Annotated in this window: 17 protein-coding genes and 1 pseudogene; 12 read left to right on the top strand and 6 right to left on the bottom strand. The window is 71.9% G+C overall.

What is annotated here, in order from left to right:
- The first annotated feature begins 49 nt into the window (after positions 1-49).
- The 6 genes from ACFVZW_RS04655 (at position 50) to ACFVZW_RS04630 (ending at position 5,125) form a co-directional block, all read left to right on the top strand.
- Positions 50-937: a hypothetical protein gene (locus ACFVZW_RS04655; RefSeq protein ID WP_384516672.1), complete on the top strand. Its 888-nt coding sequence runs from the start codon at positions 50-52 to the stop codon at positions 935-937.
- Positions 934-1,782: a hypothetical protein gene (locus ACFVZW_RS04650; RefSeq protein ID WP_384516669.1), complete on the top strand. Its 849-nt coding sequence runs from the start codon at positions 934-936 to the stop codon at positions 1,780-1,782. The genes ACFVZW_RS04655 and ACFVZW_RS04650 overlap by 4 nt, the downstream gene beginning before the upstream one ends.
- Positions 1,779-2,852, top strand: a complete 1,074-nt coding sequence (locus tag ACFVZW_RS04645; RefSeq protein WP_384516666.1) for a hypothetical protein — start codon at positions 1,779-1,781, stop codon at positions 2,850-2,852. The genes ACFVZW_RS04650 and ACFVZW_RS04645 overlap by 4 nt, the downstream gene beginning before the upstream one ends.
- 222 nt (positions 2,853-3,074) lie before the next feature.
- A complete protein-coding gene (locus ACFVZW_RS04640) occupies positions 3,075-3,647 on the top strand; it encodes an FABP family protein (protein ID WP_383549702.1) in 573 nt (190 codons plus the stop codon).
- Positions 3,648-3,711: 64 nt separating this feature from the next.
- The gene (locus tag ACFVZW_RS04635; RefSeq protein ID WP_384516663.1) at positions 3,712-4,149 is read left to right on the top strand and encodes a Fur family transcriptional regulator; all 438 of its coding nucleotides are present in this window, start codon (positions 3,712-3,714) and stop codon (positions 4,147-4,149) included.
- Positions 4,150-4,159: 10 nt separating this feature from the next.
- A complete protein-coding gene (locus ACFVZW_RS04630; RefSeq protein WP_384516660.1) occupies positions 4,160-5,125 on the top strand; it encodes a YgfZ/GcvT domain-containing protein in 966 nt (321 codons plus the stop codon).
- Between the two features lie 36 nt (positions 5,126-5,161).
- Here the strand turns inward: ACFVZW_RS04630 and dtd are convergent, their stop codons facing one another.
- Entirely contained in the window at positions 5,162-5,587 is a 426-nt protein-coding gene (gene dtd / locus ACFVZW_RS04625; protein ID WP_383549714.1) for a D-aminoacyl-tRNA deacylase, read from the bottom strand.
- Positions 5,588-5,714: 127 nt separating this feature from the next.
- Between dtd and ACFVZW_RS04620 the strand changes: the two genes are divergently transcribed.
- Entirely contained in the window at positions 5,715-6,308 is a 594-nt protein-coding gene (locus tag ACFVZW_RS04620) for an ABC transporter substrate-binding protein (protein WP_384516657.1), read from the top strand.
- A gap of 75 nt (positions 6,309-6,383) precedes the next feature.
- Positions 6,384-7,628, top strand: a complete 1,245-nt coding sequence (locus ACFVZW_RS04615) for a GNAT family N-acetyltransferase (protein WP_384516655.1) — start codon at positions 6,384-6,386, stop codon at positions 7,626-7,628.
- A 25-nt stretch (positions 7,629-7,653) separates the two neighbouring features.
- Here the strand turns inward: ACFVZW_RS04615 and ACFVZW_RS04610 are convergent, their stop codons facing one another.
- Both ACFVZW_RS04610 and ACFVZW_RS04605 read right to left on the bottom strand, forming a co-directional pair.
- Entirely contained in the window at positions 7,654-8,409 is a 756-nt protein-coding gene (locus ACFVZW_RS04610; protein WP_384516652.1) for an ABC transporter permease, read from the bottom strand.
- The gene (locus tag ACFVZW_RS04605) at positions 8,402-9,367 is read right to left on the bottom strand and encodes an ATP-binding cassette domain-containing protein (protein ID WP_384516650.1); all 966 of its coding nucleotides are present in this window, start codon (positions 9,365-9,367) and stop codon (positions 8,402-8,404) included. The genes ACFVZW_RS04610 and ACFVZW_RS04605 overlap by 8 nt, the downstream gene beginning before the upstream one ends.
- Positions 9,368-9,467: 100 nt before the next feature.
- On the opposite strand from ACFVZW_RS04605, the gene ACFVZW_RS04600 reads away from it, so the two are divergent.
- From ACFVZW_RS04600 to ACFVZW_RS04590, 3 genes are all read left to right on the top strand, one after another.
- The gene (locus ACFVZW_RS04600) at positions 9,468-10,235 is read left to right on the top strand and encodes a TetR/AcrR family transcriptional regulator (RefSeq protein ID WP_384516647.1); all 768 of its coding nucleotides are present in this window, start codon (positions 9,468-9,470) and stop codon (positions 10,233-10,235) included.
- Positions 10,232-10,846, top strand: a complete 615-nt coding sequence (locus ACFVZW_RS04595) for a TetR/AcrR family transcriptional regulator (RefSeq protein WP_384516645.1) — start codon at positions 10,232-10,234, stop codon at positions 10,844-10,846. Before ACFVZW_RS04600 ends, ACFVZW_RS04595 begins: the two co-directional genes overlap by 4 nt.
- A 62-nt stretch (positions 10,847-10,908) precedes the next feature.
- A complete protein-coding gene (locus ACFVZW_RS04590) occupies positions 10,909-12,888 on the top strand; it encodes a HelD family protein (RefSeq protein WP_384516642.1) in 1,980 nt (659 codons plus the stop codon).
- Positions 12,889-13,085: 197 nt separating this feature from the next.
- On the opposite strand, the gene ACFVZW_RS04585 is transcribed toward ACFVZW_RS04590, so the two are convergent.
- Entirely contained in the window at positions 13,086-13,958 is an 873-nt protein-coding gene (locus ACFVZW_RS04585) for a LysR family transcriptional regulator (RefSeq protein WP_384516639.1), read from the bottom strand.
- A 72-nt stretch (positions 13,959-14,030) separates the two neighbouring features.
- Between ACFVZW_RS04585 and ACFVZW_RS04580 the strand changes: the two are divergent.
- A pseudogene (locus tag ACFVZW_RS04580) lies at positions 14,031-14,907 on the top strand (DMT family transporter); the annotation flags it as partial.
- Here the strand turns inward: ACFVZW_RS04580 and ACFVZW_RS04575 are convergent.
- Both ACFVZW_RS04575 and ACFVZW_RS04570 read right to left on the bottom strand, forming a co-directional pair.
- On the bottom strand, positions 14,872-16,470 hold the full coding sequence (locus ACFVZW_RS04575; RefSeq protein ID WP_384516637.1) for an MFS transporter: 1,599 nt from the start codon (positions 16,468-16,470) through the stop codon (positions 14,872-14,874). The pseudogene ACFVZW_RS04580 and the gene ACFVZW_RS04575 overlap by 36 nt on opposite strands.
- Positions 16,471-16,584: 114 nt before the next feature.
- On the bottom strand, positions 16,585-17,070 hold the full coding sequence (locus tag ACFVZW_RS04570; protein WP_384516634.1) for a MarR family winged helix-turn-helix transcriptional regulator: 486 nt from the start codon (positions 17,068-17,070) through the stop codon (positions 16,585-16,587).
- Positions 17,071-17,230: the final 160 nt, after the last annotated feature.

Here is a 17,230-nt window from a genome sequence, read left to right as displayed (position 1 = left end):
GTGCGCGGGTTACGGAATCTGCGCTTCAGGTCTCGTGGGGGGACCCCCTTTGGAAGCCACAGAATCAACGGAAAACGCCGGAACGGCACCGGAGCCGGTATCGACGCCGGCCCCGGACGCGGGCCCGGACGCGGCCCCGGTCGCGGTCGCGCCGCCGGCCCTGGAGACGCCGTCGGCCGAGGACGCGCCACCGGCTTCGGAGGCCGAGTCGCCGCGTCCTCGCCAGGTCGGCCGGACCATCGCGCTGATCGCCGTCGCCGCCGTGCTCGGCATCGTCGGCGGTACGGCGGTGGGGTACGGCATCCAGGCCGAGCGGGAGCCGACGCCGCTGCCCGCGCTCAACCAGCCGGACCTCGCCTACCCGAAGCCGCTCCCGAGGGACCAGAAGCCGGTTCCGCTCACGGCCGCCGAGGACCGCAGGGTCAGGACGGACGGCGATCTGCGCAAGCTGCTGCTGCCGAAACCGGCTGGCGCGCAGAAGGCGGAGTTCGCGGACGAGGACGGCTGGATGTCGCTGCGCGCGTACGCGAACGACTTCATCAGCCCCGGCTCCGCGCTCAGCTACCAGCTGGAGAACCGGATCCGGCGCATCGCGACCACGTCGTGGAAGGCGGGCGGGAACCGTTCGGTCGAGATCCGGCTGCTCCAGTACCGGTCCAGCGACGTCCTCGGCGCGAAGGAGCATGCCGAGGACCAGATGGCGTACATGCCCGATGAGAAGTACGCCCGGAACGAGGGCGATCCGATCAAGGGCTCCGCCAACGGCCGCTACTACATCTTCCCGGTGCACAAGGAGTCCGGATACCTGGACTTCTACGAGGCCCGGGCGTACTTCCACCGCGGCGACATCATGGTCGAGATCTCGGTCTTCGACACCAAGAAGATCTCGAAGAAGGACATCAGTTCGTTGGCCGAGCGACAGTTGGGGCGCCTGTGAGCGAGGACCGGAACACCGCGATCGACGTGAACGACGTGTTCGCCGCGACCGTCCCCGCCGAGGAGCCGAAGAAGCCCGGCACACCCGGCCGGGGACGCAAGCTGCTGACGGTCGTGCTGCCCGCGGTCCTCGTGCTCGGGGCGGTCGGCGGTGGCGTCACGTACACGCGCGTCACCGTGGACTCCGCGGATCGCACGGCGCCGACGGTGGTGTGGGAGCAGCCGGACCTGTCGAAGATGCCGAAGGACCCGGCGCTCGACGTCGCCCGCGGCAAGTCGGCGACGCCGCTCGGCAAGCTGCTGCTGCCGGTGCCGTCCGCCTATGAGCTCGGCCCCGACATCGAGCTCTACGGGAACGACGGCGAGCTGGGCGCGAAGGAGGCCGTCGCCCTGCTGAAGCAGGACGGCAAGGGGCTCTCCGGCAAGAAGCGTCGCGACTACGAGAAGCGGGTCGACCGGCTGGGCGTGCAGGGGATCGCCGTCCGCTCCTTCGCCTGGCCGGAGCAGGGCCTGGTGGTCGACATGCACCTCACGCGGATGAAGGACAAGAAGAGGATCCGCGACATGTTCGAGCTCCGGAAGGAGCTGTCCGGTCTCCTGGGGTTCCCGAAGGGGCCGAAGATCGGCGGGCACGCCAACTCCGCCTGCTTCATGGTTCCGGAGAACAAGGACCTGGACAAGAAGGAGAAGGCCGTACAGCTGGAGGGGATGCTGTGCGCGGCGTACGACTCCGAGGTCTTCGTCACGGTCACCGCCGCGGGCGCCAAGCCGTTCGAGAGGTCGGCGGTGGCCGAGCTGGTGAAGAAGCAGCTGGACCACATCAAGTCCCCGGGGGAGTACGTATGACGACCGAGCAGACGGATACGGCGACGGACACGAAGATCCCGTCCCAGGCCGAGCCGCAGGACGTGCTCCCGGCCCCGGCGGAGCCGGAGGCGACCGCCGCCCCGGAGACCCCGGCCGCCGAGCCCGCCCAGCCGGCCCCGGCGGTTCCGGCCGCCGAGGCCGAGGTCCCGCAGACCCCTGCGGTTCCGGCCGCCGAGGCCGAGGTCCCGCAGACCCCTGCCGTTCCGGCCGCCGAGGCCGAGCCCGAGGTCCCGCAGGCCCCGCAGACCCAGCAGGTCCCGCTCACCCTTGCGGGGCCGCCGGGGGCGCCTGCCCGGAAGCTCTCGCGTCGCGTCCTGTGGGCCGCAGCCCGCTGGACCGCCGCCGTGCTCGTGTGCGGCGGGCTCGGGACCGGGACCGCGTTCGCGATCGCCTCCATGGAGCGCCATGAGGTGCCCGGTCTCGCGACCGAGAGCGACGGCCGCTGGGAGTACCCGAAGCTCAGCCTTCCGGCGCTCCCGGCCGACACCCAGCGCCCCTTCACCGATGGCAACGTGGGCGAGATCCACCACGCCGACCTGCGCAAACTCCTGCTGCCGGCCCCGGTGGGTGCCACGCCCGACCCGAAGCTGAACGGCGGCTGGGCCACCGTGGACCAGTACCTCTCCGCGTACCGGCCGGAAGACCGCGCCGAGCTGAAGGAAGCGCTGACCGAGTCCGCGCTGCGGCACATCGCGGCCCGTGGCTGGACCACGGCCGACGGTACGACGACCCGGATTCACCTGCTCCAGTTCAACTCGGTGGCCTTCGCCGAGGCGTACAAGGACGACGCCGTACGGGCCGGCTCGGTCGACGCCCCGCTCCTCGGGGTCGAGGGCATCAAGATGGAGAGTGAGCTCGCGAGCGCGGTCCGCGTGCCCTACACCGCCCTCTACACCTTCATCGAAGCGCCGAAGGACGCCGATCAGACCCGCTGGGCCTACATCCAGGCGGGCGACACGCTCGCGCTGGTCACGCAGACCCGGAAGGGGGAGGCGCTGCAGGTTCCGTTCCAGCAGACCGTCACCCTCCAGAACCAGCTCCTGGGCTGATCGCGCTAGACCCACCTCACAGAGAGGGCCGGGCCCCCGCAGACTAAGCTGGGGTCCGGCCCGTTCTGCCTTCACCGCTCATTCGAGGAGCACCTGTGATCATCTTCTTCGAAGTCCTCCTGGCCCTGGTCTGTGTCGCCGTGCTCGCGTTCACCGGTCTGGCCGTGAAGAAGCTGTACCAGGGCCAGCGGTAATCACCTCTACAGATCGACAGAGCTGCTCATGATCGAGATCCCGTCCGACCTCAACCCGGACCTCGTCCCCCTCGCGTTCCTCCTCGGAACGTGGGAAGGCGCGGGCGTGGCCGACTTCCCCGGCGCCGAGAAGTGCAACTTCGGCCAGTCCGTGACGTTCAGCCACGACGGCCGTGACTTCCTCGAGTACCACTCGCACTCCTGGGTCCTGGACAACGACGGAAACCAGGTCCGCCCGCTGGAGAGCGAGAGCGGCTACTGGCGGATCGACAAGGACCGCAAGGTCGAGACCGTCATGGTCCGCGACCAGGGCATCGTGGAGATCTGGTACGGCGAGCTCGCCGACAAGAAGCCGCAGATCGACCTGGTGACGGACGCCGTGGCCCGCACGGCGGCCTCCGGCGCGTACAGCGGCGGCAAGCGGCTCTACGGCTACGTCAAGGGCGACCTGATGTGGGTGGGCGAGAAGGCCACCCCCGAGGTCCCGCTCCGCCCGTACATGTCGGCGCACCTGAAGAAGGTCGTCACGCCGGAGGAGGTCGCGGAGATGGCGCGCAACCTCCCCGACATGCCGGACGACGGCATCGCCTTCTTCAAGTAATCCCACGAGAACCAGCACCACAGGACCCGCCGGGATTCCGCCACGCCCTCCTACACTGGGGGGCGTGGTGAGCACCGACTGGAAGAGCGACCTGCGGCAGCGCGGCTATCGACTGACGCCCCAGCGCCAGCTTGTCCTGGAGGCCGTGGACACGCTGGAGCATGCGACTCCCGACGACATCCTCGGCGAGGTCCGCAAGACCGCGTCCGGTGTGAACATCTCCACCGTGTACCGGACCCTTGAGCTCCTGGAGGAGCTCGGGCTCGTGTCCCACGCCCATCTCGGGCACGGGGCGCCGACGTACCACCTCGCCGATCGGCACCACCATCTGCACCTGGTCTGCCGGGACTGTACGGACGTCATCGAGGCGGACGTGGAGGTGGCCGCGGAGTTCACCGGGAAGCTGCGGGAGACCTTCGGTTTCGAGACGGACATGAAGCATTTCGCGATCTTCGGCCGGTGCCGGGACTGCGCCGAGAAGGACGCCGCCGCCGAGTCGTAGGCTTTTCCTCATGAAGAGCCCTCTGCTGTCCCTGCCCGGCGCCGTCCCCGCCGAAGGCCGTGACGAAGGCGTCGCCGCACACTACGGCGATCTGTTCCGTGAGCAGCGCGCCCTCGCCGCGGGCGACGGCTTCGTCGATCTCTCGCACCGCGGTGTCGTCACCGTCACCGGCGACGACCGGCTGAGCTGGCTCCACCTGCTGCTCACGCAGCACGTCAGCGAGCTGCCGGCCGGCCGGGCCACCGAGGCCCTGATCCTCTCCGCCAACGGCCACATCGAGCACGCCCTCTACCTCGTCGACGACGGCGAGACGGTCTGGGCGCATGTCGAGCCCGGCACCCAGGACGAGCTCATCGCCTATCTGGAGTCGATGAAGTTCTTCTACCGGGTCGAGGTCGCCGACCGTACGGACGATTTCGCCGTCGTCCACCTGCCGGCCGGCTCCATCGCCGAGGTGCCGGCGGGTGCGGTTGTACAGGAGACCCCGCACGGCCGCGATCTGTTCCTGCCCCGCGCCGACCTGGAGTCCTTCGCGGCCTCCCACGGACCGGCCGCCGGCATCCTCGGGTACGAGGCGCTGCGGATCGAGGCGCACCGGCCGCGGCTCGGTTTCGAGACCGACCACCGGACCATTCCGCACGAGCTGGGCTGGATCGGCAGCGCGGTGCATCTGCAGAAGGGCTGCTACCGCGGGCAGGAGACCGTCGCCCGTGTCCACAACCTGGGGAAGCCGCCGCGGCGGCTGGTCTTCCTGCACCTGGACGGCAGCGAGGTCCATCTGCCGGGCCACGGCACCCCGATCCGGCTCGCGGCGGACGGCGGCGAGGGCCGGCAGCTCGGCTTCATCACCACCTCCGCCCGCCACCACGAGCTGGGGCCGATCGCGCTGGCGATGGTGAAGCGGAACGTGCCGGTGGACGCGGAGCTGATCGCCGGCGACACCGCCGCCGCGCAGGAGACCGTCGTCGAGCCGTAGCCCGCCGCACCGCGGAGCCCGCTGGACCTTCAGACCCTAGACCTCGACGAGCACCGTGAACGGGCCGTGATTCGTGAGCGAGACGCGCATGGCCGCTCCGAACCGGCCCGTTTCCACGCGCGCGCCCAGCGCGCGCAGCTGCGCCACCACCTCGTCGACGAGGGGCTCGGCGACGGGGCCGGGTGCCGCGGCGTTCCAGGTGGGCCGACGGCCCTTGCGGGCGTCCCCGTAGAGGGTGAACTGAGAAATCACCAACAAGGGCGCATTCACGTCCGAACAGGATTTCTCTCCCTCCAGCATCCGGACGGACCACAGCTTTCTGGCGAGCTGGGCCGCCTTCTCCGGGGTGTCGTCATGGGTGACTCCCACCAGCACACACAGTCCTTCGCCGACGATCTCGCCGACCGTCTCCCCTGCGACGACGACGCTCGCGCCGTCGACTCTCTGTACCACTGCTCGCATACGGACCAACCTACAGACCGACGCATCTGCGGCTGAACGGGTGCAGAGCGCCTGCACACACACGTGCGGGAGTGGCACCATGCGTGTCAGGCGGTGCGGCTCCGCACCGGTCGAGGGGACGATTCACATGAGTGCACCTGGCGCCGGGCAGACGCCTTCCGGTCCCGTACAGCTGACCCGGGTCGGCGCGGCCGTACGACCACCCGTGCAGCGGAGGGCCGAGCCCGCCCTGCCGGAACGGCCCACACCCGATCTCACCGCCCTGCGGCTGCCGGAGCTGCGCACCCTGCGCCGTGACGCCCAGGGGGACGAGGCGGACCTGAGCTACGTACGGCGGATGCTGCAGGGCCGGATCGACATCCTGCGGGCCGAGCTCGCCCGGCGTACGGATCCGGAGGCGCCGATCCTGGACCGGCTCTCGGAGATCCTGGCGGACGCGCCGTCGCGGCTGCGGACCTCGGCGCGGCACGTGACGCTGTCGACGCCCCGCAGCGAGGAGTACCGGCGGCTCGCGACGGAGATGCTCTCGGAGGTCGAGCTGTCGGACCTCGGCGCGCGGACGGACGACGAACTGCACGCGGCGATGGGCCGGCTCGCGGGGTACGAACAGCAGGTCTCGAGGCGGCGGCAGCAGCTGCAGCGGACGGCCGACGACTGCAGCGCCGAGATCGCCCGCCGCTACCGCGAGGGCGAGGCGCAGGTGGACGACCTGCTCATCTGAGACAGCGCGGACGGCATGTGGTGTCGGTGGAAAACCCGGGTGCGGGCTGTGTCGGGGGCGGCATAGCCTCGGAGGATGACTCTTGAGGTGCGCGCTGTCGGCGAGTCCGAGTACCCCGACTGGCTCCGGGCCGTCAATACCGGGTTCCTCCGGCCGCCGGTGGTGACGGACGAGGAGGTCGCCGACCGGCTGCCGCACACCGATCTCTCCCGTGTGCTCGGCGTCTTCGACGGCGGCCGGGTGGTCGCCACCTTCCGTTCGTTCACGCAGGAGTTGAGCGCCGTCGGCGGCGGCTCGCTCGTCGCCGACGCCGTCAGTGGCGTCACGGTGTCCGCCACGCATCGCCGGCAGGGGCTGCTCAACCGGATGATGGCGCGCGATCTCGCCGCCGCGAAGGAGCGGGGCGACGCGGTCGCCACGCTCATCGCCGCCGAGTACCCGATCTACGGCCGGTACGGCTTCGGCCCCGCGACCTGGACGGCCGAGTGGACCGTGGACGTCCGCCGCGCCGGTCTCGACCCGCGGCGCACCGGGCGGCCCGAGGACGGCGGCCGGATCGAGTTCGCCGACGGCGAGGAGATCCGCAAGATCGGCCCCGGGCTGCACCGCGGGCTCGCCGGCGTCCGGGCCGGGATGGTCGAGCGGGACAGCCGCCGCTGGGACGTCGAGACGGGTCTCGCCTTCCACAACTCCCCGTGGACCGAGCCCTTCTACGTCGTCTTCCGCGACGAGGGCGGCGAGCCCCAGGGCTTCGCCGCCTACACCTGCGACGACACCTGGGGCGACGCCAAGCAGCCCCTCAACACGGCCAAGGTCAAGGATCTGATCGCCGTCACGCCGGCGGCCGAGCGGGCGCTGTGGCGCTATCTGTGCTCGATCGACTGGGTCACCACGGTCAAGTCCGGCAACCGCGCCCCCGACGACCTCCTCCCGCTGCTGCTGCCCGACCCGCGGGCCGCCCACATCACCACGCAGGCCGACATGCTGTGGGTCCGGGTGCTGGATGTGGCCAAGGTCCTGGAGGGCCGTACGTACGGGACCTCCGGCAGCCTGGTCCTCGATCTGCGGGACCCGGCCGGTCTGGCGGGCGGCCGCTACCGTCTGGACGCCTCCCCGGACGGCGCCACATGCGCGCCGTCCACCGCCTCGGCCGATCTCGCCCTCGACATCGCCGAGTTGGGCACGCTCTCGCTCGGTGACGAGTCGGTGGTACGGCTCGCGGCCCTCGGCCGGGTCGAGGAGGTCACCCCGGGGGCCGCGGCCCGCGCGGACGCCCTGCTGCGGACCTCCCGCCGGCCCTGGTGCCCGGACATCTTCTGACCGTCGGGTACCGGCCGCGTGGCCGTCACGCCGTCCGGCGGCGGAAGAGCGCTCCGGACGCGGTGACCGCGAGGGCGAGCAGAGCGGCGCACCAACCCAGCGCGATCCACGGGGTGTTGCCGACCGGCTGGTCGAGGAGCAGTCCGCGCAGCGACTCGATGACCGGGGTCACCGGCTGGTGTTCGGCGAAGCCGTGCAGCCAGCCGGGCATGGTCTCGATGGGCACGAACGCGCTGCTCGGGTAGGGCAGGAACATCATGAAGAAGGTGACTCCGCCCGCCGCCTCGGGCGTGCGGGTGAGCAGTCCGACGGCCGCGGACAGCCAGGAGATCGCCGTGATGAAGGCGACGAGCAGACCGATCGCGGCCAGCCAGCCCAGAGGTGTGGCCGAGGGGCGGAAGCCGATGGCGAAGGCGGCTCCGAAGACGAGCGCGGTGGAGATGAGGTTGCGGGCCACACTGGCGCCGACATGGCCGGCGAGGATCGGCGTACCGCCGATGTCGAGCGAGCGGAACCGGTCGATGATGCCGCCCTTCATGTCCTCGCTGACGGCCACGGCGGTCCCGGCCGAGCCGAATCCCGAGCAGAGGATGAGGACCCCGGGCACGACGTACGTCACGTACCGCGTTCCGGTGTCGATGGCCCCGCCGAAGAAGTAGACGAAGATCAGCATCAGCATGAGCGGCAGCATCATCGAGGTGATGACGGCGTCGATGTTGCGGCGGCTGATGCGGATGCCCCGGCCGGTCAGGGTGCCGGTCACGGTGAGGACGTCAGACATGGGCGGTCTCCTTGTCGGTCAGGGCGAGGAAGACGTCGTCGAGGGTCGCGGTGTGGAGCGAGAAGCGGACGATGTCCGTGCGGTCCGGGTCGAGCGCGTCGAGGAGGGCCCGTACCTCGGCGGCGCTGCCGTCGGTCGGCAGGCCCAGGGTGAGGGTGTCGGGGGAGTGGTGGCTCGGGGCGGGCGCGTCGGGTGAGCGCCGGCCCGCCCGGTCCGCGAGCCGGAGGTAGGCGTCGTGGTCGCGCAGGACGAGGTCGAGGCGGTGGCCGGCGACGCGTGACTTGAGCGCGTCGGCGCTGCCCTCGGCGACGATCCGGCCGGAGTCCATGACGGCGATGCGGTCGGCGAGCCGGTCGGCCTCCTCCAGGTACTGGGTGGTGAGGAAGACAGTGGTGCCGCTGTCGGAGAGGTCCCGGACCACCTGCCAGAGCTCCATGCGGCTGCGCGGGTCGAGGCCGGTGGTCGGTTCGTCGAGGAAGATCACCGCGGTGTCCTCGGGGTCGCGGACGAGCCCGGCCGCGAGGTCGAGGCGGCGCCGCATTCCTCCCGAGTAGGTCCGGGCGAGGCGCCCGCCGGCGGCGGTGAGGCCGAAGCGCTCCAGGAGTTCGGCGGCGCGCCGGTCGGCGGCCGCGCGGGAGAGGCCCGAGAGGCGGGCCATCATGCGCAGGTTCTCGCTGCCGGTCTGGGTCTCGTCGACGGCGGCGAACTGGCCGGTGAGGCTGATGGCGCGGCGGACCCGGGAGCGTTCGGTGGCGATGTCGTGCCCGGCCACGCGCGCGTGCCCGGCGTCGGGTGCGGTGAGGGTGGCGAGGATGCGGACGGTGGTGGTCTTGCCGGCGCCGTTGGGGCCGAGCAGGGCGAAGACGGTGCCCTGCTCGACGCGGAGGTCGAGGGAGTCGAGGACGGTGAGCTCTCCGTAGCCCTTGCGCAGCCCGGTGGCTTCGATGGCGGATGGCATGGCGGTTCCCCCTGGATCGCTACTGCGTATGCCTTACGCGTTACTGTGTAAGGGTTACGCATTACTAGGATGGTCGTCAAGCGGATGAAGGGCGGCTGTGGTGGCGGACGACAAGAGCGGGGGCGGCGGAGGCTTCCTGCCCGCGAGCATCGAGGCCGCCTGGGGGCTGCGTGAGCGCCCCTCCAAGGGCCCCAAGCCCGGGCTCACCCTCGACCGGATCGTGGCGACGGCCACCGGCATCGCCTCGGCGGAGGGGCTCGACGCGGTCTCCATGGGGCGGATCGCCAAGGAGCTCGGCGTCTCGACCATGTCCCTCTACCGGTACGTCGGCGCCAAGAGCGAGCTGTACGTCCTGATGCAGGACGTGGCCACGGGCGCCCCGCCCGCGCCGCTCCCGGCCGGCACCGGCTGGCGCGAGGGGATCGAGCACTGGTCCTGGGCGATCCGCGAGGTCTATCACCGCAACCTCTGGATGCTCCGCGTCCCGCTCTCCGGCCCGCCCGCCACGCCGAACACGGTCGCCTGGTGGGAGCGGGCGATGGAGGCCCTGGAGGGCACCGGTCTCGACGAGGGCGCCAAGATCTCGGTGATCATGCTGGTCGGCGGATTCGTGCGCAACGAGGCGCTGATGATGGCCGACCTCGCCGCCGTCATCAGCGCGAGCGGGCAGGGCCCCGAGGAGGTGCTCGCCCGGTACGGCCACACCCTGCGGCGCCTCGCCGATCCGGCCCGCTATCCGGCGGTGGCGCGGATGCTCGACTCGGGCGTGATGGACGAGCCGGACGAGCCGGACCATGAGTTCCGCTTCGGTCTGGAGCGGATCCTCGACGGGGTCGCGCTGCTGGTGGAGCGGGAGGGCGGGAAGTGACCGGGCTTCGGGAGCGGAAGAAGGAGCGGACCCGGCAGGCCATCTCGGAGGCCGCCATCACGCTCTTCCTGGAGAAGGGCTTCGACGCGGTTCCGGTCGCCGAGATCGCGACCGCCGCCGAGGTCTCCAAGCCGACCCTCTTCAGATACTTCCCGACCAAGGAGGACCTGGCGCTCTACCGGTTCGCGGACCACGAGGACGAGGCGGCCCGCGTGGTGGCCGGGCGCGGCGAGGGGGTCGCGCCGCTCGATGCCCTGCGGGCGCACGTCCTCGCCGGTCTGGAGCTGCGAGAGCCGGTGACCGGGCTCTGCGACCACCCGGCCGTCCTCGCCTTCCAGCGCCTGCTGTACGGCACTCCGGCGCTGGTCGCGCGGCTCCACGCGTACCAGAACCGGTCGGAGGCCGCCCTCGCGGAAGCGCTGGGCGGCGGTGGCGCCGGCCTGGACGCGCGGCTCGCGGCCGGCCAGATCGTGGCCGTCCTGCGGATCCTGGCAGAGGAGAACGTGCGCCGGATCGCGGCGGGGGAGAGCGCGGACGCGGTCCATCCGGACGCGGTGGCGGCTGCCGAAGGGGCGTTCCGCGCGCTGCGGGACGGTCTCGCGTACGGGTGACCCAGCATCTGTAACTCGATAAGAAATTTAACTCGGTAACGTTATTCGCCTAGGCTGGGCGCATGACGTCTCTCGACCATGAACTCCTCCAGGAACGGACCCACCACGACGCCTGCCACGCCGCCCTGGCCCGGATGGCCGAGGACGTGGCCGAACAGGTCGTCATCGGCGAGAACGCCTCGGCCTCAGGTGCCGACGCCGAAGCGCTCGGCTACCACCTGCGCACCCAGGCCAAGGAGTTCGGCGAGCAGCCACCCGGCCCCCTCTTCTTCGGCCGCCTCGACCGCGAGGACGGCCAGACCCACCACATCGGCCGCCGCAGGATCGCCGAACACCCGGCCGCGCCGCCGCTCGTCGTCGACTGGCGCGCTCCCGTCTCCCGGGCCTACTACCAGGCCGGATCGCACGACCCGCAGGGCCTGGTGCGGCGGCGCCGGTTCGGCTGGGCCCCGTACAGCCTGGGCGACTCGGCCGATCTGACCGGCCTGGAGGACGAGTACCTCACCGCCGGCGAGGATCCCGGCCTCAGCCCCCTGGTGTCCGGGGAGATCGAGCGCCCCCGGGTCGGCCCGATGCGGGACATCGCCGCCACCATCCAGCCCGAACAGGACGATCTCGTACGGTCCGAGCCCACCGCCTCCGTGTGCGTGCAGGGCGCGCCGGGCACCGGCAAGACCGCCGTCGGCCTGCACCGGGCCGCGTACCTCCTCTACACCCACCCGCAGCGCGTCCGCCGCTCCGGCCTCCTCGTCCTCGGCCCCAACCGCACCTTCCTCTCCTACATCTCCGAGGTGCTGCCCGCCCTCGGCGAGACGGGGATCCGGCAGTCGACCGTCGACGAGGAGATCGCCCTCCACGAGGTCCGCGCGGTGGACGGCGAGGCCGCGGCGCGGGTCAAGCACGACGCGCGGATGGCGGAGGTGCTGCGCCGGGCCCTGTACGCGCGGGTGGCCGTCCCCGAAGGGGAGCTGGCCCTCGCCGACGGCCCGCTCCGGCTGCGCGTCGGGCCGGAGAAGCTCGCGGAGATCGTCACGGCGGTACGGGAGGAGGCCCCGCCCTACGCCACCGGCCGCGAACGCGTCCGCGCCCGGGTCGTCCGCGTCCTCCAGCTCGCGGCGGAACGGCGGGCCGGGCCCCTGGGCAACGCCTGGGTGAGGAGGACCGAACGGGCCCGGCCGGTCTCCGCGTTCGTGGACGCCTGCTGGCCGAGGACGACACCCCAGGAGGTGCTCGCCGAGGTCCTGACCGATCCGCGGGACGAGGCCCTGTCGGAGGCCGAGCGGGACGCGATCCGCTGGACGAAGCCGCCCCGCTCCCACCGCTCGGCGAAGTGGAGCGCCGCCGACCTCGTCCTGCTCGACGAACTGGCCGGGCTGATCGCCCGCCCGGAGGGCTACGGCCATGTCGTCGTCGACGAGGCCCAGGACCTGTCCCCGATGCAGTGCCGGGCGATCGCCCGCCGGGCGGTCTTCGGTTCGCTGACCGTGCTCGGCGACCTGGCCCAGGGCACCACCCCGTGGGCGGCGCGCGACTGGCGCGAGCAACTGGCCCATCTGGGCAAGCCGGAGGCCGGGATCGTGCCGCTGACCACGGGCTACCGGGTGCCGGCCGCGATCGTCGAGCTCGCCAACCGGCTGCTGCCGGAGCTGGGGACCGACGTGCCGGCCGGGCGGTCGCTGCGCGCGGACGGGGAGGTGACGGTCGCCCGGGTCGCGGACGTGGCCCAGGGCGTCGTCGACGCGGTCCGCGCGGCGCTGGCGAAGGAGGGCTCGGTGGGCGTGATCGCGGCGGAGGGCCAGGTCGGCCCGCTGACGCGGGCGTTGGAGGGGGCCGGGGGCTCGCGGCTGACCGTGCTGCCGGCGACGACGGCGAAGGGGCTCGAGTACGACCACGTCGTCGTCGCCGAGCCCGCCGCGATCGTGGCGGCCGAGGAACGGGGCCTGCACCGGCTCTACGTCGTGCTCACCCGGGCCGTCTCCCGGCTGGACATCGTCCACAGCAACCCGCTGCCGACCTGCCTGACGGACGCGCAGGCTCTGTGAGGTGCCGGCAGCGGACGGGGCGGGCGTTCTGAGGCGCCGGCACCGGGGGGCTGGTCAGTCGTGCGGCCGGGCGGCCGTTGTGACGTGCCGGCACCGGGCGGTCGGCCTTTCTGAGGCGCCGGCGCCGGGGCCGGTCAGTCGTTGCGAGGCGCCGGCACCGGGCCGGGCGGCCGTTCCGAAGTGCCGTACCGGGCCGGTCAGTCGTTCTGTAGTGCCGACAGGAGGCCGCGTACGGCGGGCAGGGTCAGGGAGGACTCCCGTACCGCCGCGTGGATCGAGCGGACCGGTTCCGGGCCGCGCACCCGGCGGACGGCCACCTGCGGATGGCGGCTGCCCAGGCCCAGCAGGGGCACCAGGCTGATGCCGAGACCGGCCGCGACGAAGCCCTGCGCGGTGGCGTACTCCTCGCACTCCACCGCGATGTCCGGGGTGAACCCGGCCGCCGCGCATGCCTCCAGGACGGCGTCGAGGCACGGGCCCGGGCGCTCGCTGCCGACCCAGGGCTCGTCGGCGAGCTCCGCCAGGTCGACGGCCCGGCGGTCCGCGAGCGGGTGGCCCTTGGGCAGGACGACACGGTAGGGGTCGTCGAGGAGATGGACGAGCCGCACCCCCTCGCCGGTCGCGCCCCGGGGCCGTACGACGAGGGTGAGGTCCGCCTGCTCCTCGTCGTCCGCCGCGGACTCGCCCACCAGCCGCAGATCGACCCGTACCCCCGGGTGTTCGGCCCGGAACCGGGCCAGGGCCGGGGCGACGAGATCGGCGCCCGCCGTGGCGAAGTAGCGCACCACGATCCGCCCCGTGCGGCCCGCCCGCAGATCCGCGAGGGCCGTCTCCGCCTCCGCGACCTGACGGCCGATCACGGCCGCGTGCTCGGTGAGCAGCCGCCCCGCGGCGGTCGGGCGGACGCCCCGGCCGAAGCGTTCGAGCAGGGCGATGCCGGCTTCCTTCTCCAGGACGGCGATCTGCTGGCTCACGGCGGAGGGGGTGTAGCCGAGGTTCGCCGCGGCGGCGGTGACGGAGCCGCTGGTGACGACGGCCCGGAGCACCTGCATACGTCTCACATCCAGCATGTAGCACAGCTTAACGCTGGATGCATGATTCTTCGCTTGTCCTGTCGAGTCGTGACGAGGACCGTGGAGGCCATGACATCGGCGATACGGATGGGAGTCCTGGCCCTGCTCTGGGGCTCCGGCTTCCTGTGGATCAAGCTGGCACTCGACCACGGCCTCACTCCGGGGTGGATCACCTTCGTCCGGTGCCTGCTGGGCGCCGGCGTGCTCCTCGCCCTCGCGTACGCGGCGCGGCAGCGGCTGCCCCGGGACCGGGGGACCTGGGGGCGTCTCGTCGTCGCGGCCTTCTTCTGCAACGCCCTGCCGTTCTTCCTGTTCGGCGTGGGCGAGCAGACCGTGGGCAGCGGTACCGCGGGCGTCCTGAACGCCACCACTCCGCTCTGGTCCCTGCTCATCGGCCTGGCTCTCGGCGCGGAGCGCCCTCTGTCGGCGGCCCGGCTCGTCGGTCTGGTCCTCGGCTTCGCCGGTGTCCTGCTGATCTTCGCCCCGTGGAGCGGGGGCGGCGGTCTGATGAGCCTCGGCGCGGCGGCCCTGCTGGCGGCCTCGGCGAGTTACGCGGTGGCCTTCGCGTACATGGCCCGCCGGCTCACCGACCGGGGCACCGCGCCGCTGGCGCTCTCCGCCGCGCAGCTGTTGACGGCGACGGTCCTGAGCGTGCCCGCCCTGGCCTCCGGCGGCGAGGCCCGGCCGACGTGGACGGGGGTGCTCGCGGTCGTCGTCCTCGGCATCTTCGCGACCGGTCTCACCTTCCACCTCAACTACCGGATGATCGCGGAAGAGGGCCCGACGAGCGCCGCGACCGTCGGCTATCTGCTGCCGGTGGTGTCGGTGACGCTCGGGGCCCTCGTGCTCGACGAACCGCTGACGGTACGGGTGGTGGCCGGGATGGCGGTCGTGCTGGTGGGGGTGGCCCTCACGCGGTGGGGGCTGCGACCCGGGCACGCTGCCCCCGCGTCTCCTGCTTCGTCGTCTCCTGACTCTGCGTCTCCTGGCCACTCGTCACCTGCGTCTCCGTCCCCTGCGTCTTCGTCTCCTTCGTCTCCGTCCCCTGCGTCTCCGTCCTCCGCCCCTTCGTCGCTCCACGGTTCGGCTGCCGCAGGACGGTGAGCGCGACCACGAAGGCGGCGAGGATCAGGGCGGCGCCGACCCCGAAGGCCAGGTGGTAGCCGCTGGTCAGGGCCTCGGCGGCGGGGCGGCCCGCCGTGGCGAGGGACTCGGTGCGGGAAGCGGCCAGGGTGGAGAGGACCGCGATGCCGAGCGCCATGCCGATCTGCTGGGTGGTGTTGAACAGGCCGGAGGCGAGCCCCGCGTCCTCCTCCTTCGCACCCGACATGCCGAGCGAGGTGAGGGCGGGGAGCGCGAGGCCGAAGCCGGCGGCCAGCAGCATCACGGGCAGCAGGTCGGTGGCGTACGAGGCGTTCACGGGCACCCGGGTCAGCAGTCCGAGGACGCCGAAGAGGAGGACGAGGCCGGTGAGCAGGACGTTGCGCTCTCCGAAGCGGGCGATCAGCCGGGTCGAGACGCCCAGGGACACCGCGCCGATGACGGCCGCGGCCGGCAACATCGCGAGACCGGTCTTGGCGGCGCCGTAACCGAGGACCTTCTGCATGTAGAGCGCGACGAGGATCTGGAAGGAGAAGAGCGCGGCGACCATCAGCATCTGGACGAGGTTGGCGCCCGAGACGCTGCGCGAGCGGAAGATCCGCAGCGGCATCAGGGGGTTCGCGGCCCTGGCCTGGCGGAGGAGGAAGCCGGCGATGAGGGCGAGGGAGAGCGCGCCCAGGCCGACGGTGTGGGCCGAAGCGGCGCCGTACTCCTCGATCTTGACGACCGCGTAGATCCCGACCATCAGTCCGCTGGTGACGAGCAGCGCTCCGATGACGTCCGCGCCGCCTCCGGCCTTCAGGCCGGGGCCCCTGCCGCCCGGCAGCGCGGGGAGGGCGACGAGGAGCGCCGCGATGCCGATCGGGAGGTTGATGAAGAAGATCCAGTTCCAGGTGAGCGCCTCGGTGAGGACTCCGCCGAGGACCTGCCCGATCGAGGCTCCCGCCGCGCCGGTGAAGCTGAACACGGCGATGGCCTTGGCCCGTTCGCGCGGTGCGGTGAAGAGCGTGACGAGGATGCCGAGGCTCACGGCGGAGGCCATCGCGCTGCCGACGCCCTGGAGGAAGCGGGCCGCGATCAGGACGCCGGGGGAGGTGGCGACGCCGGCGAGCAGCGAGGCGGCGGTGAACACTCCCGTGCCCGCGAGGAACATCCGCTTGCGGCCGATCAGGTCGCCGAGGCGGCCGGCGAGGAGGAGCAGCGAGCCGAAGGCGATGAGGTAGGCGTTGACGACCCAGCTGAGTCCGACCGGGGTGAAGCCGAGGTCGCTCTGGATGGCCGGCATGGCGACGGTGACGATGCTGCCGTCGAGGATCGTCATCAGCATCCCCGTGGCCAGGACGCCGAGGGCGACCCAGCGGGAGCGCGCGGGGACGGCCGTCGCCGCGGGGGTGGAGGTGGCAGGCATGGCGGTCTCTCCTGTCGTCGGGAGCCAACAGGAGAGACCGTAGCAGATAGTTTTGTTGCAGACTATCTTTTACGGATCGAGGGTCGGGTGATCGCCGTGCCCGGCTGGTCTCCGCTATCCCTTCTGGCGCGCCCGACGGGCCGGCCTGGTGCCCTCCGCGGGCGTTTCGAGATGCCCCGTGACCAGGCGGTTCAGTGCCCGCAGCAGCACCTCGCGCTCGTCGCCGGGCAGGGAGGTCAGGGCGCTCTCGTGGACCCCGTCGACGATCTTCTGGCTCTTGGCGGCGACCTTCGCCCCCTCCTCGGTCACCGCGATGATCCGCGCCCGCCGGTCGGTGCCGGACGGCCTGCGCTCGGCCAGTCCGGCCTTCTCCAGCGCGTCGACGGTCACCACCATCGTGGTCTTGTCCATGTCCCCGATCTCGGCGAGCTGCGCCTGCGTCCGCTCCTCCTCGAGGGCGTGGACGAGGACGCAGTGCATCCGGGGGGTGAGCCCGATCTCCCCGAGCTCCGCGCTCATCTGCGTACGCAGGACGTGACTGGTGTGGTCGAGGAGGAAGGAGAGGTCGGGTTCGGTGCGGGTGGGTGCCATGGCGGTCATGCCTGCCAGGGTAGCCAAAGTCGATCCGTAGCGGATTATCGGCAAACGGACGACGCGGTGCTGCGGAGCAGCGGGCGCACCCCGCATCCCGCCCGCCCGCACCGCTCACCCCGGTCGGTCGACCGTGCTGCTCACCCCGGTCGGTCGACCGCGCTGTTCA

The sequence above is a fragment of the Streptomyces sp. NPDC059567 genome, assembly GCF_042735655.1.
Taxonomy (GTDB): Bacteria; Actinomycetota; Actinomycetes; order Streptomycetales; family Streptomycetaceae; genus Streptomyces.
This window is presented reverse-complemented; position numbering and strand designations above follow the sequence as displayed.